Origin of the sequence: Paenibacillus sp. FSL H3-0286 (genome assembly GCF_045040705.1) — a bacterium.
Taxonomy (GTDB): Bacteria; Bacillota; Bacilli; order Paenibacillales; family Paenibacillaceae; genus Paenibacillus_AQ; species Paenibacillus_AQ odorifer.
The window spans coordinates 5,138,148-5,152,697 of sequence record NZ_CP150285.1 but is presented as its reverse complement, the minus strand read 5'-3'; the positions used below and the strand labels follow the sequence as shown (position 1 = coordinate 5,152,697).

Below are 14,550 nucleotides of genomic sequence, written 5' to 3'. Positions count from 1 at the left end.
GAGCGAGCCACGATGATGTTTGAGGAAGAGAGAAAACAAAAAATCGTGCTTTTTGTGGAAAAGAACTCCAGAGCTTCTGTACAGGAGCTAAGTCAGGAAATGGGCGTATCTGAGTCTACTGTGCGCCGTGATCTGAAGGAGCTGGAAGAAGCCAAGCTATTAAAGCGTACTCATGGCGGAGCGGTTTCCCTGCAGAGCGTCAATTTTGAAGCGGCTTATCCTGATAAGGAAGACCATTTATTGGATGAGAAGCAACGGATTGCCCGTAAGGCCGTGGAGATGATTCAGGAGGGGGACGCAATACTGCTTGATGCAGGAACAACAACACTGCAGATTGCCAGAGAGCTGAAGAACTTTTCGAATATCAAAGTCATTACGAACTCGATTATGGCGCTGAATGAGCTGCGGGATTGCCGCAATATCGAAGTCTCAATTACAGGCGGTATGCTTCGCCCGGATACGATGGCTTTTGTTGGACCGATGACAGAACGTTCCTTAGATATGGTGAGAGTAGATAAAACTTTTCTTGCCACTAATGGATTGGATTTGCGGGAAGGCATCACAACTCCGAACATGTTAGAGGCAGCTACAAAACGCAAAATGATCGCAGTCGCCAAGCAAGTTATTCTACTGGCAGATCACAGTAAGCTGGGGCAGATATCCTTTAGCAAGGTTGCAGATGTGACGGAAATGGATCATTGCATTATAGATTCAGGAGCGTCTGACAAATTCATCCGTGAGATCACGCAATTGGGTGTGGATTTCACGCTGGTATAAATTTTATATAGGATAAGCAATTATGAATTACCGTGTGATCGTTTGGAGAAATTACAGATGCCGTACTTGTGATCGGTAATCTATGGCTTAGAAAACCAACATAATTGAGGGATAATCATGATCTATACTGTAACGCTTAATCCTTCCATTGATTATATCGTGGAAGTGGAGGATTTGAGACTGGGTGACTTGAACCGGATGAAACGTGATTTGAAGCTTCCGGGAGGGAAGGGAATTAACGTATCCCGAGTGCTTAATCAGCTTGGGGTTCAGAATAAGGCTATGGGATTCCTTGGAGGCTTCACCGGCCGATATATTGAGGATTGGTTACACGAAGAGTCAATTTCAAGCGATTTCGTGTTTGTTTCTGATGATACGCGGATTAATATCAAGCTCAAGCATGGAGAGGAAACGGAGATTAACGGTGTTGGACCCGTCATTCATGATCCTGAAGCCGACGCACTATTGCAAAAGCTGGCTGCTCTGAACGCGGAGGATGTAGTGATTTTGTCGGGAAGCGTTCCCCCATCACTGGGTGCAGATTTCTATGACAAGCTTATAGCTGTGTGCAAACAGAGCGGAGCGGAATTCGTCATTGACACTACTGGTGCTGCACTTCAAAAAGCACTGGCGTATCAGCCATTGCTGGTTAAACCGAACCATCATGAGCTCGCAGAGCTGTTCGGCGTAACCATAGATACGAGGGAAGAGATTATTACTTATGGACGCAAGCTGCTGGATGCAGGAGCGAAAAATGTACTGGTTTCCATGGCGGGTGAAGGGGCTTTGTTCATTACGGAGCAAGGGGTATACCACGCCAACGCACCATCAGGTAAAGTGAAAAATTCTGTAGGTGCAGGAGATTCCATGATCGCTGGTTTTGTAGGGACACTGTCTTTGACAGGAGACTTGTTGGAGGCGTTCCGTGCAGGCGTTGCCTCGGGCAGTGCAACCGCATTCTCTGATGACTTAGCGGACAGAGAATTCATTGAACAGCTGAGACCGCTGATCCAAATCTCAGAAGTGTAAGCCGACAGCATTCAAAGTACTTAAGGGAGTTGAGCATGATGAGAATAACGGATTTAATGATAAAAGAAACGATGATCATGGATCTAAAAGCTACAACTAAGGAAGCTGCAATTGATGAATTGATTGCGAGTCTTGCTGCAAGTGGCCGAATTAATGATCCGATCCTTTTTAAAGAGATGATTCTGAAGCGCGAAGAGCAGTCCAGCACTGGGATTGGCGGCGGCATTGCAATGCCGCACGCTAAGACTAAAGCGGTAAATGAAGCGACGGTTGTATTTGCTAAGAGCGCAAGGGGAGTGGAGTTTGAATCCCTTGATGATGAGCCAGCACGTATCTTCTTTATGATTGCCGCTCCAGAAGGAGCAGGCAATATGCATCTTCGTACACTGGCCTCATTGTCCAGACTACTGATCGATAGCGAGTTCATTGAACAGCTTATGAATACTCAGACTCCTGACGAGGTATCAGCTTTGTTTGATGCCAAGCAGGCGGAAGGTGAAGCTAAGGAGAAAGAGAACGAAGCTGCTGAAACTGCCGCGAAGTCAGAGCCTGAACGTGTAATCGTGGGCAACCCGGATTCCCAAGCTTTTGTCGTAGCTGTAACTGCTTGTCCTACAGGCATTGCACACACTTTTATGGCTGAAGATGCCCTTAAGAAAAAAGCTCTGGAAATGGGAGTTAATATCCGTGTAGAGACGAATGGTTCAGAAGGGGCCAAAAACGTACTTACCCCTGATGAGATTCGGCGTGCAAGCGGTGTAATTGTTGCAGCTGATAAAAAGGTGGAAATGGCCCGTTTTGACGGTAAACCTGTACTGCAAAGACCTGTAAGTGATGGCATCCGTAAGCCGGAAGAGCTTATTCGTAAAGCTATGAATGGGGAAGCGCCGATTTATCACAATGAAGGTCGCGGTGGCAATGACGAAGGGTCTAAAGAGAAATCTGGCAGTATCGGCAGTAAAATATATAAGGACTTAATGAATGGGATCTCCCACATGCTCCCGTTTGTAGTCGGTGGCGGTATTCTGCTAGCAATCTCCTTCCTGATTGAACAAGTAGGTGGAGCAGATCATCCGCTGTTCCAGTTACTGCAGACAATTGGTGGTGGAGATGGTGCCTTCCATTTCCTAATTCCAGTCCTTGCTGGATTTATAGCGCTTAGCATTGGTGATCGTCCGGCTCTGATGCCAGGTATGGTTGGGGGTTACATGGCCTTGAATTCCAACGCTGGGTTCCTCGGCGGGCTGGCTGCTGGTTTCTTGGCGGGTTATGTAATTATCGGATTACGTAAAGTATTTGCAGGACTGCCTAAAACACTTGACGGACTGAAGCCGATCCTGTTATATCCGGTATTCGGGCTTCTAATTACCGGTGGATTGATGTATTACCTGTTCGATCCGGTCTTTAGCTGGATCAATGTAGGACTGATTGATTGGCTTAATGATCTTGGAACTGTTAATGCTGTTATTCTGGGTCTGGTTCTCGGTGGCATGATGGCCATAGATATGGGTGGACCTTTCAATAAAGCTGCTTATACTTTTGCCATCGGTGTATTCACTACCAGTGGCAATACCAACGGCTTCATGATGGCTGCTGTAATGGCGGGGGGGATGGTGCCTCCACTTGCAATAGCACTGGCTTCTACTTTCTTTAAGAATAAATTCACGGAAGAAGAACGTAAATCAGGCTTAACGAACTATGTGCTGGGCTTGTCGTTCATTACGGAAGGGGCCATTCCATTCGCCGCAGCCGATCCGCTTCGTGTCCTAACCTCTTGTATTCTTGGTTCGGCCGTTGCTGGAGGTCTTACACAGCTTTGGAATATCAACGTGCCGGCTCCGCATGGCGGGATCTTTGTAGCTGCCCTTTCAAGCCACGCGCTGTTGTTCCTGTTGGCTGTTCTGATCGGTTCGGTCATCTCCGGATTGATGCTCGGATTATGGAAGAAACCGCTTGAAGCAAAGTAACTTTATAAGTAAATTGAACTGCTGGGTGCCAGAATTGTTATTCTGGTGTCCAGCAGTTTTTGCATGGATTTTAATCACCCACCTCCTCGCCCATAGGTAGATTTATCTCCATAAATGAGGTTTAATTTTATATAATTGAAAATATATATAATCAGAAGGAAAAGGAGCGAGCGAGATGATATTACATAAGGGGGAAGTCTTGTTCCGCCAAGGAGACAGCTGTGATTTTTTATTTAAGGTAAAAAGCGGGCTGTTCAAGGTCACAAGACTTCATGAGAATGGGAACATGGTGTTATTCAACATCCTGTATCCCGGTGAGATGGTTCCCCATCATTCACTCATTTCGCCAAAGGAGGCGCATGGAACGGCAGTTGCGATGATGAAGAGCGAGGTGGAGGCAGTTCCATCAGCAGAATGGTATCAACAGTTGCGGGAGGATTCTGGTCAAGCGATGGAAATCGCCAGACTGCTTCAGGAGAAGGTACGGTTTATGCAGACACGGCTGGATCATCTTACTGTAGGTACGCCTGCAGAACGTATGGAATTGCTAACCCGCTGGTTTAATGACTACTCTCATGGCGCAGCGCTAACAGAGTTATTGACCCAGGAAGAAATAGGACAATTGATCGGTGTAAGACGTGAAACAATCAACCGTTTGCTGCGGAGTACAGAGTGATTCCTGCTTTTTTCTGGCAAACTGTTTAGAGTAGGGTGGCTCCGTGGTATAATGTAAACAGAACTTATCAAATTAGAGAAAGGATCAGGATACCATGTGTCCCCGAAGGACGATTCCCCAAAGGACGATTTGGAAACGTTATGATCTGTCTTATACTTAGCTTCCCTGTAGAAGGTGCGTAAACCGTTGTTACTTGACGAACCGCCTCTGCGAGGGGAAGGAGTATATATATGCGAAGGAGCAATACCTCCGGTTTTACCCGTCGTAGAGGTTGGTGGGACGTCTAGCCGCCATATACGATAAGGGGAGACCTGTATGAGGAACCACAATTACGGAGTGAATGTACTGCTCCGATTGACAGTCATTTTGTTTGGAACATTTTTGCTTGCATTTACTTATTATCACATCAATTTTCAGAATCATTTGTCAGAGGGCGGATTCGTAGGATTATCGCTGCTTGGCAAATACGTATTAGGAATTTCACCTTCGATTTCAACTCTGCTTCTAGACGTTCCAGTACTCTTGATAGCATGGATGTTCAAAGGGAAAGCGTTCGTGTGCAACACTTTTGTTTCTGTAGGAGCTTTTACAATCTTCTATGGTCTCATGGAACGTTATTCCGGTTTGGTCATCAACTTGCAGGACAATTTGGCATTAGCAGCTCTTTTGTCCGGCGTACTGACAGGTTTAGGAGCGGGAATTATCCTGCGGAGTGGCGGGGCTAGCGGTGGAGACGATATTTTGTCGCTGCTGGTTAGTGAATGGAAGGGAATCAAAGTAGGTACGGTATTCATCATGATGGATGTAATCGTTCTGGCACTATCACTCTTTTATATGCCTGTTAAAGAAACGATGTATACAGTGATGGCAGTAGTCGTAGCCGGCTATGTGATCACCTTTACAACCTCTTTAGGCAAACCAAAGCTAGTGAAGGCGCCAAAGATTCAATCTACACTACGTAAACCGCATGATGGTACGGTAATGTGAAAAAGGCTGGTATAAACAGCTTATTCGGGGATATACTACATTTAAGGTCAGCCAGAGTTTCTGGTTGACTTTTTTTTGCTGGATATGACGTAATTTAATAGGTGCAGTCCTTAGGAGCGTTGCTCGGACGTTTCGCTCATAACAAAAGGTGACGTACAGTGAAAATCCTGTACGCCACCTTTTAGTTAACTTAAGACTCACTAGTGCTCGTCTTTGAATCGTGTAGAAACATTTGCGGCCAGCTTGTCCTTTTATTTAGCCCACGGCATTCGTGATTGCTTCGCATTCGTCCGAGCAATGACCACTGTGCTGTGTTTCACAGTCCTCACAGCAAATATGCTGAAGATGACAAGCATCGTTAGCACAATTGATAAATTGGTCAGCTGGCTGACCGCAGTGATGGCAACGTCCGACAACGATATCCTCGTCGGTATGATTAATCTGTACGGAAATCCGCTCATCGAAGACATAACATTTTCCATCAAACAGTTGGCCCTGTACCTCAGGGTCTTTACCGTAAGTCACAATGCCGCCATCCAGCTGGTACACCTGTCCAAAACCTTCCTTCATCATAAACCCGCTTAATTTCTCGCAGCGGATCCCGCCTGTACAGTAGGTCAGGATTGGTTTATCCTTAAGGTCGCTCATATTCTCGCGAATCCAGTCCGGGAATTCTTTGAAGCTGTCTACTTCGGGGCGGATGGAGCCGCGGAAATGACCAAGATCGAATTCGTAACCGGTACGACCATCCAGAATCACCACATCGTCGCGCTGCATCATTTCATAGAAATCTTTAGGCGCCAGATGCTTTCCGGTAATCACGTTAGGGTCCAGTTCATCCTCGACCCGGAACGTCACGAGTTCTTTTTTATAACGAACGAAGATCTTTTTGAAGGCATGACCCTCAGCCTCATCGATCTTGAAGACGATATCGCTAAACAGAGGGTTTGCGCGCAAATCCTTCATATATTGCTCGGTTTGGGCAACCGTACCTGATAGTGTTCCGTTAATGCCTTCATCTGAGATGAGAATTCGTCCCTTTACATCAAGCTCTTTGCAGTAAGCCAAATGCTCCTGGGCGAATTGTTCTGCATCCGGCACTTTTACAAATTTATAGTATAGCAGAATTGCATATTCCGATTGTGGATTCATTCATTTCACCTTTATCATTAGAATTAGACTACTAAATAAACATTTAAGTATAAAAAGTATTGTAACATATTATCAAGTATTGACAAGAGATGTGGTACAGTAACCTGAAGAAAGCTGGAATAAATAACATTTTTCAGGGATACCGGATTAAGGTCAGCCAGAACCTCTGGTTGATTTTTTTGCTGAATATATGCGGTTTTCATGGATAGTTAGGATTTGCGAAACCGTGAATCGCAACGCACGTATATATTTTCATTCATAAGTCACATGTTGACTTTAATTATAAGGAGGAACTGCGGGATGAGTGCTCATGAGATTGATTATGCCATTATGGGTGAGGAAATACAGTGTGTAGAGGTGCAGCTTGACCCAGGAGAGAGTGTAATTGCCGAAGCCGGGAGCTTCATGATGATGGATCAGGAAATAACAATGGAGACGATATTTGGCGACGGCAGCGGAGGCTCGCGAGGAAGTGGCTTGATGGGGAAGCTGATGGGCGCGGGCAAACGTCTGTTGACAGGTGAAAGCTTGTTTATGACTGTCTTTACACACAGTGGTTCTTATGGACGTAAAAGTGTCACCTTTGCTGCTCCGTACCCAGGCAAAATCATCCCGCTCGACCTGCAGCAATACGGTGGAAAAATCATCTGTCAAAAGGATTCATTCCTTTGCGCGGCAAAGGGCGTTTCAATCGGTATTGAATTTCAGCGTAAGCTGGGTACCGGCTTTTTTGGTGGTGAAGGTTTTATTATGCAAAAGCTGGAGGGTGACGGACTTTCATTTGTACACTCTGGCGGTTATGTTATGGAACGCACACTTCAACCGGGAGAGACGCTTAAGCTGGACACTGGCTGTTTAGTCGCTATGACGTCTTCGGTGGATTATAATATTGAGTTTGTAAAAGGGGTCAAAACCGCGCTGTTCGGCGGCGAAGGCCTGTTCTTCGCAACGTTGCGCGGACCCGGCAAGGTGTGGGTACAGTCGCTGCCATTCAGCCGAATGGCCGATCGCATCCTGTCCGCTGCTGGCAACAGCGGTCGGAAAGAAGAAGGAAGCGTACTTGGCGGACTCGGCAATTTGCTGGATGGTAGATAAGTCTGCGTGAGCGCATTGCACAGCGTGGAAGTAGAGGATATATAGAATGTGGAGTGAGCGTGTGAAGTGCTGAGTAGATGAGGCAGAGAGCGTGCGTAATGTGGAGTGAGCGTGGAATTGCTGAGCATATGAGGCGATGAGCGTGCGAGATGTGGAGTGAGCGTGGAAATGCTGAGCATATGAAGCAAAGAGCATGCGAAATGTGGAGTGAGCGTGGAAATGCTGAGCATATGAAGCAAAGAGCGTGCGAAATATGGAGTGAGCGTGGCATTGCTGAGCATATGAGGCAAAGAGCGTGCGAGATGTGGAGTGAGCGTGGCATTGCTGAGCATATGAGGCAAAGAGCGTGCGAGATGTGGAGTGAGCATGGAAATGCTTAGTATATGAAGCAGAGAGCGTGCGAAATGTGGAACATACGAGGTATACAACATTACAAGAGGACGCGTCGTTTCAGCGGTGGCGCTATAGGGTGTGGTGAAACAAGGGCAGAAATGCCCTTGTTTTGCTGTAAAGGTTTAGTATCGCGTGAGACAAGGGCAAAAGTGCCCTTGATTTGCTCGAATGAGCTAGTATCGCGCGAAAGAAGGGCAATAATGCCTTTGATTTGCTCGAATGAGCTAGTGTGGCGCGAAAGAAGGGCAAAAGTGCCTTTGATTTACTCGACACTGTCAAATGTACGGTATAAATCCCGCAGATAGAGCCGATGGAGCACATATAGCCAAATGTACGGTATAAATCCCTTAGAATAGAGCCGATGGAGCACATATAGCCAAATGTACGGTATAAATCCCTTAGAATAGAGCCGATGGAGCACATATAGCCAAATGTACGGTATAAATCCCGCAGATAGAGCCGATGGAGCACATATAGCCAAATGTACGGTATAAATCCCTTAGAATAGAGCCGATGGAGCATATATAGCCAAATGTACGGTATAAATCCCGCAGATAGAGCCGATGGAGCACATATAGCCAAATGTACGGTATAAATCCCGTAGAATAGAGCCGATGGAGCACATATAGCCAAATGTACGGTATAAATCCCGTAGAATGGAGCCGATCGAGCGTATACGGTCAGATGTACGGTATAAATCCCGTAGAATGGAGCCGATCGAGCGTATACGGTCAGATGTACGGTATAAATCCCGTAGAATGGAGCCGATCGAGCGTATACGGTCAGATGTATGTGGACCGATCGAGCGTATAAATCCCCGTAGAATGGAGCCGATGGAGCATATATAGCCAAATGTACGGTATAAATCCCGTAGAATAGAGCCGATGGAGTACCTACAGTCAAATGAGCGGTATAAATCCCGTAGAATAGAGCCGATCGAGCGTATACGGTCAGATGTACGGTATAAATCCCGTAGAATGAAGCAGTGGGAGCAGTTGCGGTCAGATGTACGGTATAAATCCCGCAGATGAGCTACTCCAACAAGTAATAAGTTGCTTATGTTCGATAGGATATCACCGTTCGGTGTCTGCAATATCAACTTTAAATTGTCCTCCACTACCGCTATCGCTACCACCACCACTCCTGTATCTTTAAACCAATTTATAGTTTGTTAGAGCCGTAATGAGCTATGCTCATTTACGGTTTTTTATGTTTTTTAAGTAATGGTTGGCCGAAGTAGATGACCACTCAGGTACAATTGGGATAGTTTAATTGATAACTATATAATACCAGCTCATGAGTAGCTGGTTCAGGTATGATGTGTTCAACACTATTTCGTACTTTGGAGGAATGTATATTGGTAATGGACGTGGAATTTGGCAAGGAAATTGAGAGTGCTATTTGTTGGGCTAAGGAGCGGCTGGGGTCGCAGGAGTATCCGCTGCGTTGTCTTGCTTTTGTTGAAGATGCATATGAAAGAAGCAATGGAATCGAAATGTGGGGAGGCAGCGATGCACGCGAATCCGCAGGGCTGTACGATGCGCACAAGAATACCGGGGCTCCGCCAGCTGGCGCGTTTGTTTTTTATGCTTGCTCAGGGTTGGTGGACGGTGAGTTTAAGGATTGGGGGCATGTAGCTTTGGCCCTTGGGAATGGCGAGGCCATTCATGCCTGGGATAAAGTTAGGATAGATCACTACATGGAAATTTGCCATCTGCAAGCTGCTCCGGGCTGGAGCCAACCAGAACTTATCGGCTGGGCACCTGTAGAGAGAGTTCTTGCCGGGATTCAGAAGAAACAATGGGACTAGTTGATATCCTTAAACCTAACTTATCCAAGAACCTAGAAGGTGCCGTAAACAGGTGCTTCATGGGTTCTTTTTTCTTCCTTCCGATTTGACTAACCCTATGCACGGTGTATATATTATTTGGCAGACCCCCTTATATTGTTAAGGCTGGACCGGAGGCATGATATGTTCAAAATATTTATTATAGAAGATGACCGTGGACTTGTGGCTTTGCTACAGGATTATTTACATAAGTTTGGATATGAAACGCAGGCGGTGAGTGATTTTGAGCGGGTCCGCACTCAGTTTGAGGCGTTCACGCCACATCTGGTACTCCTTGATGTTAATTTGCCAAAATACGATGGTTATTACTGGTGCCGCCAGATTCGCGGAATTTCAACCTGCCCTATTCTTTTTATATCTGCCCGCGATGGCAAAATGGACCAAGTAATGGCGCTGGAAAATGGAGCCGACGATTATATCACTAAGCCTTTTGATTACGAAATCGCGATGGCCAAAATCAAAAGTCAGCTGCGGCGCGCCTACGGCACCTATGCCGGTGGGAATAATGAACGCACACTAAACGTTGCCGGAATGACGCTGGATGTAGAGCGGCTAATCCTTACCCGAGGCGAAGCTAAAGTGGACTTAAGCCACACGGAAGCCAAGATACTAGATGAGCTAATGCAAAAATCAGGTGCCATCGTTACCCGGGACAGGCTGCTCGAAAAAATCTGGGATGATCAAGCCTTCGTGGATGAAAATACCTTAAATGTATATGTTACACGTGTACGCAAAAAACTTGCCGCTCTCGCTATCACAGATGGACTACAAACCGTGCGCGGTCAAGGCTATCGTTTGATTCCGAATTGGGGGGATGAGGAATGAAGTTGTTATTACGGGAACAGTTCCCCCTGATCGTGGTCTATCTAGCCCAGCTAGTCCTGATCACATTAGTGTACCGGCTGGATGGAGGCAGCGGTCTGAATGTAAGTTTATATGCCGCGCTGCTCAGCACTTGTCTACTGATTGGCTACCTCGCTTACCGTTACGTCACCAATCGCACGTTCTATGAACGTTTGGAGACTACGCCCTCCTCTCTCGATGAGGCAGGTGGCCCTACACAGGATTCTCCGCTAGCCGTAAGCTTGCGAGGTTTACTGGGGTCGCAATTCCGCCTCTACAAAAATGATTTGCACAGCTACCGCCACAAATTAGAAGAGCATATTCACTTTATTAATCAATGGGTACATGGCATGAAGACGCCGTTGTCTGTCATTCATCTGATCATTCAGGATAAGGATGGCCCTCCTTTTACGGCAATTGGTGATGAACTGGATCGTCTGAAAAAAGGACTGGATACCGTGCTTTATACGGCCCGTCTGGATACTTTCGAGCACGATTTTTATGTGGAACGGCTGAATTTGGAGACCATCGTACGTGGTGTGACCTCTGAGCAGAAGCGTCTTTTTATTCGAAAAAGAGTATTTCCAGCTATACAAATAGATGAACAGATTACCGTAACCACGGATGAAAAATGGCTCACTTTTGTCCTTACGCAGCTGATTACGAACGCTGTACGTTATACGACAGAAGAGGGCAAACATGTTTATTTCCAAGGGATGGTCACGGAAGATAAGCAGACTGTGCTTGAGATCCGGGATGAAGGAGTAGGCATACCAGCAGGAGATCTACCGCGTGTGTTCGATGCTTATTTTACCGGGGTGAATGGACGAACCTTCCAGGAATCTACGGGGATGGGTTTATATCTCGTGAAGCAGATCTGCGGCAAACTTGGACATGAGGTGAGTATCCGTTCCGAAGAAGGAAGCGGGACCACCGTGCGGATTGTATTTAGGGAGCAGCATATAACAAACCTTACAAATGTGTAAGGGCATTGTAAGTTTCAGAAATAGCAGCCTATGTGTACACTTTGTATAATGAAGGCAATCCAGTCGAAAGAAGGAGAGGTAACACTTGCCCATTCTAGATGTTCATAATTTATCAAAAATATATGAGGGTAAAGTGTCCACTCAGGCGCTGAATCATATCCGCTTTTCTGTAGAAAAGGGGGAGTTTGTTGGCATAATGGGTCCATCCGGGAGCGGGAAAACAACGCTGCTCAACACGATTGCCACCATCGACCAACCGACCTCCGGTCAGATTCTGATCAACGGCCGAGATCCTAATCTGCTTAGCAGAAAAGAAAAGGCGCTTTTTCGCCGTCATGAGCTAGGCTTCGTCTTTCAGCATTTTAATCTACTGGATACGCTCACTGTAGAGGAAAACATCGTATTACCTTTGACGCTTGCAGGTGCTCGTGTCCCAGAGATGGAGAGCAGGCTGAAAGAGGTCACTACCTTGCTTGGCATCGAACATTTGCTGAAGAAGCGCACGTACGAGGTCTCAGGCGGACAAATGCAGCGGGCGGCTATCGCCCGGGCGATGATTCATCGTCCATCGTTAATTTTGGCGGATGAGCCCACAGGCAATCTGGACTCCAAAGCCTCAGGGGAAGTCATGAATATGTTGACAGAGGTGAATAAGGAAGAAGGAGCTACGGTGCTGATGGTCACACATGACGCAGTGGCTGCAAGCTTTTGCAACCGGGTCATCTTTATTAAAGACGGACGTTTCTATAGTGAAATGTACAAGGGCAGTAATAGAGGCGCTTTCTTCCAAAGTATTATTGATATGCTGTCTCTGCTTGGGGGAACCAGCCATGACCTTTCGGCAATTCGCTTATAGGAATGTAACACGTAATAAACGCAAATATGCAGCTTACTTTGTCGTCAGTGCTTTTTCGGTGATGATCTTTTTCGTGTGCGCTTTGTTTATTTACCATCCGGATATTTCAAAGAGCTTAATTTATAGTACGGCGGCTCATACGATGATGGTGGCAGAGGCAATTATTTATGTCTTTTGTTCTTTGTTCGTGCTCGTATCCGTTGGATCTTTCCTGCAGTCGCGCAAGATGGAGTTCGGAATTTTATTGATGCATGGAATGACGAAGAGACAGCTGAACACCATGGTTTTTCTGGAAAATATGATGATCGGCACCTCTGCCATCCTGACAGGTACCCTTCTCGGGTTACTTCTGGGCAAATTATTTTTGATGATCGGATCTACTTTTTTGGGAATTCCCCTGTTAACCTTTCATCTCCCATGGCAGGCACTTGTGCTTACGATTTGCAGCTTCGTGTTATTGTTTTTTCTGATATCGCTTTGCACCTTTGTTTTTATCGGCAATGAGTCACTGATGCGTCTGTTTCAGGGAGAGCGTAAGGCAGAAGAAGAACCCAAAGTATCCTTTGTATTATCTATTATTTCTGCTGTACTGCTGATCAGTGGTTATTATATGGCGGCTACTGCAAAAGCTGCTTCCGTAGAGAAAGTCATGTTTCCGGTCGTTGCGATTACGGTTATCGGGACGTATCTCTTTTATACCCAGCTAAGTATTTGTTTGGTTAAGCTGCTTAAGGACATTCGGCACTTGTATTGGCATCGTACGAATATCATCACTTTATCCGGTTTGTCCTACCGCTGGAAAGAGAATGGCCGAATGTTTTTTATGGTGACGATTGTATCCGCAGTCTCCTTCACTTCCGTAGGGGTATTTGCATCGATACATACACTTTCCAGAGAGCTGAAATTGGATTATCCCGCAGCAGTGGGTTATGTAGCCAAAGGAAATCAGGCGGATGTACCCTTTGATCAGCATCTGAACGAAATTAAGGAAGAGCTCAAGACGCACGAACTCCCTTATGAGGCGCTTAGTATCCCGATTAAATATGCTGAGGTTGAAGCTCAGACTGGACCCGATCGCACTTTACGCCTTCCCTTGATTGCTTTCAGTGATTATAATCTCGCCCTGCAACGTGCAGGGTTCCCAACAGATGAGCGTGCTCTGGTGGGTAACGAAGGTCTGGTGATGATTGGTTCACAGCGTGATCGCAGTTTAACAGAAGGCAGAGTAAAAGCGGTCTATTCCTTGCAGCAAGGACTTGCCATTAAAGAAATAGGTTATACCGAGCAAGTTCCCATCGCCGAATATTTATTGCCGGAGCTGGATGGTAGAGATGGCGGGGATTTTAGTGGTGTCGTGATCAGTGATGAGCTCTACAGCGCTATTGATCCCGTGCAGACGGATCTTTATACAGGTTTTTATGTAGAGGATTTTCCACAGACGGTAGGTATCGCTGCTGATCTTGCCCATAAAGGCAAACAGTCCTATGAAAGTGATTCTCCGTATGCGATTGTGATCAGCGGCACGCTGTTTGAGCTTCAGAAAACATTGTATAACACAATGCTTTTTGCTTCCTTGCTGGTGGGTACTGTCTTTTTTATCGCGGCAGGCAGCTTTCTTTACTTCCGGTTATATACCGATCTTGATCATGATCGCAATCAATATTCCACTTTGTCCAAGATGGGACTTACGGATAAAGAACTCAATCGAATAGTTACGATTCAGCTGTCTTTGTTGTTTTTTGTGCCGGTCGGAATAGCTATTTTACACAGTGTGTTTGCCTTTATTGCGCTTCAACGGTTGTTCTACTTATCTATCGCAACGGAGACAGGCGCGGTGTTACTCGGATATTTGGCTGTTCAAGGACTATACTTCTTTTTTATTCGCAGCCGCTATTTACGCAACCTGAAGAAGAACTTGATATGAGAAATGGGGGTAACAA

General features: G+C 46.1%; 13 protein-coding genes. 11 read left to right on the top strand and 2 right to left on the bottom strand.

The features are described 5' to 3' along the window. Positions 1 to 12: 12 nt before the first annotated feature. The 5 genes from MHB37_RS23230 to MHB37_RS23210 all read left to right on the top strand — a co-directional run bounded on the left by MHB37_RS23230 (position 13) and on the right by MHB37_RS23210 (position 5,436). Positions 13 to 777: a DeoR/GlpR family DNA-binding transcription regulator gene (locus MHB37_RS23230; RefSeq protein WP_339244350.1), complete on the top strand. Its 765-nt coding sequence runs from the start codon at positions 13 to 15 to the stop codon at positions 775 to 777. A gap of 117 nt (positions 778 to 894) precedes the next feature. Continuing rightward, entirely contained in the window at positions 895 to 1,806 is a 912-nt protein-coding gene (pfkB, locus tag MHB37_RS23225) for a 1-phosphofructokinase (protein ID WP_076279191.1), read from the top strand. A gap of 38 nt (positions 1,807 to 1,844) precedes the next feature. Further along, the gene (locus tag MHB37_RS23220) at positions 1,845 to 3,773 is read left to right on the top strand and encodes a fructose-specific PTS transporter subunit EIIC (RefSeq protein WP_248548397.1); all 1,929 of its coding nucleotides are present in this window, start codon (positions 1,845 to 1,847) and stop codon (positions 3,771 to 3,773) included. A 175-nt stretch (positions 3,774 to 3,948) separates the two neighbouring features. Further along, positions 3,949 to 4,449: a Crp/Fnr family transcriptional regulator gene (locus tag MHB37_RS23215; RefSeq protein WP_076217941.1), complete on the top strand. Its 501-nt coding sequence runs from the start codon at positions 3,949 to 3,951 to the stop codon at positions 4,447 to 4,449. Positions 4,450 to 4,764: 315 nt separating this feature from the next. Further along, positions 4,765 to 5,436: a YitT family protein gene (locus MHB37_RS23210; protein ID WP_076130250.1), complete on the top strand. Its 672-nt coding sequence runs from the start codon at positions 4,765 to 4,767 to the stop codon at positions 5,434 to 5,436. A gap of 255 nt (positions 5,437 to 5,691) precedes the next feature. On the opposite strand, the gene MHB37_RS23205 is transcribed toward MHB37_RS23210, so the two are convergent. After that, positions 5,692 to 6,588: a rhodanese-related sulfurtransferase gene (locus MHB37_RS23205; RefSeq protein ID WP_076302702.1), complete on the bottom strand. Its 897-nt coding sequence runs from the start codon at positions 6,586 to 6,588 to the stop codon at positions 5,692 to 5,694. Positions 6,589 to 6,888: 300 nt separating this feature from the next. Here MHB37_RS23205 and MHB37_RS23200 point away from each other — a divergent pair, with 300 nt between their 5' ends. Further along, positions 6,889 to 7,683, top strand: coding sequence for a TIGR00266 family protein (locus MHB37_RS23200; protein WP_038572584.1), 795 nt, complete (start codon positions 6,889 to 6,891; stop codon positions 7,681 to 7,683). 892 nt (positions 7,684 to 8,575) lie between these two features. On the opposite strand, the gene MHB37_RS23195 is transcribed toward MHB37_RS23200, so the two are convergent. Then, positions 8,576 to 9,211, bottom strand: a complete 636-nt coding sequence (locus MHB37_RS23195) for a hypothetical protein (RefSeq protein WP_405168575.1) — start codon at positions 9,209 to 9,211, stop codon at positions 8,576 to 8,578. A gap of 228 nt (positions 9,212 to 9,439) precedes the next feature. On the opposite strand from MHB37_RS23195, the gene MHB37_RS23190 reads away from it, so the two are divergent. The 5 genes from MHB37_RS23190 to MHB37_RS23170 all read left to right on the top strand — a co-directional run bounded on the left by MHB37_RS23190 (position 9,440) and on the right by MHB37_RS23170 (position 14,534). Then, positions 9,440 to 9,886: an NlpC/P60 family protein gene (locus MHB37_RS23190; protein WP_341164510.1), complete on the top strand. Its 447-nt coding sequence runs from the start codon at positions 9,440 to 9,442 to the stop codon at positions 9,884 to 9,886. Positions 9,887 to 10,048: 162 nt separating this feature from the next. Next, positions 10,049 to 10,750 (top strand): response regulator transcription factor, encoded by a 702-nt coding sequence (locus MHB37_RS23185; RefSeq protein WP_076280510.1) that lies wholly within the window; start codon positions 10,049 to 10,051, stop codon positions 10,748 to 10,750. Beyond that, positions 10,747 to 11,754, top strand: coding sequence for a sensor histidine kinase (locus MHB37_RS23180; protein ID WP_076130702.1), 1,008 nt, complete (start codon positions 10,747 to 10,749; stop codon positions 11,752 to 11,754). The genes MHB37_RS23185 and MHB37_RS23180 overlap by 4 nt, the downstream gene beginning before the upstream one ends. An 85-nt stretch (positions 11,755 to 11,839) precedes the next feature. Further along, positions 11,840 to 12,610 (top strand): ABC transporter ATP-binding protein, encoded by a 771-nt coding sequence (locus MHB37_RS23175; RefSeq protein WP_076184196.1) that lies wholly within the window; start codon positions 11,840 to 11,842, stop codon positions 12,608 to 12,610. Further along, the gene (locus MHB37_RS23170) at positions 12,585 to 14,534 is read left to right on the top strand and encodes an FtsX-like permease family protein (protein ID WP_405168574.1); all 1,950 of its coding nucleotides are present in this window, start codon (positions 12,585 to 12,587) and stop codon (positions 14,532 to 14,534) included. The genes MHB37_RS23175 and MHB37_RS23170 overlap by 26 nt, the downstream gene beginning before the upstream one ends. The last annotated feature ends 16 nt before the right edge of the window (positions 14,535 to 14,550 follow it).

Coding starts and splice junctions, on each gene's coding strand:
- MHB37_RS23230 (WP_339244350.1), top strand. CDS start 13: ATGATGTTTGAGGAAGAGAGAAAACAAAAAATCGTGCTTTTTGTGGAA.
- pfkB (WP_076279191.1), top strand. CDS start 895: ATGATCTATACTGTAACGCTTAATCCTTCCATTGATTATATCGTGGAA.
- MHB37_RS23220 (WP_248548397.1), top strand. CDS start 1,845: ATGAGAATAACGGATTTAATGATAAAAGAAACGATGATCATGGATCTA.
- MHB37_RS23215 (WP_076217941.1), top strand. CDS start 3,949: ATGATATTACATAAGGGGGAAGTCTTGTTCCGCCAAGGAGACAGCTGT.
- MHB37_RS23210 (WP_076130250.1), top strand. CDS start 4,765: ATGAGGAACCACAATTACGGAGTGAATGTACTGCTCCGATTGACAGTC.
- MHB37_RS23205 (WP_076302702.1), bottom strand. CDS start 6,588: ATGAATCCACAATCGGAATATGCAATTCTGCTATACTATAAATTTGTA.
- MHB37_RS23200 (WP_038572584.1), top strand. CDS start 6,889: ATGAGTGCTCATGAGATTGATTATGCCATTATGGGTGAGGAAATACAG.
- MHB37_RS23190 (WP_341164510.1), top strand. CDS start 9,440: ATGGACGTGGAATTTGGCAAGGAAATTGAGAGTGCTATTTGTTGGGCT.
- MHB37_RS23185 (WP_076280510.1), top strand. CDS start 10,049: ATGTTCAAAATATTTATTATAGAAGATGACCGTGGACTTGTGGCTTTG.
- MHB37_RS23180 (WP_076130702.1), top strand. CDS start 10,747: ATGAAGTTGTTATTACGGGAACAGTTCCCCCTGATCGTGGTCTATCTA.
- MHB37_RS23170 (WP_405168574.1), top strand. CDS start 12,585: ATGACCTTTCGGCAATTCGCTTATAGGAATGTAACACGTAATAAACGC.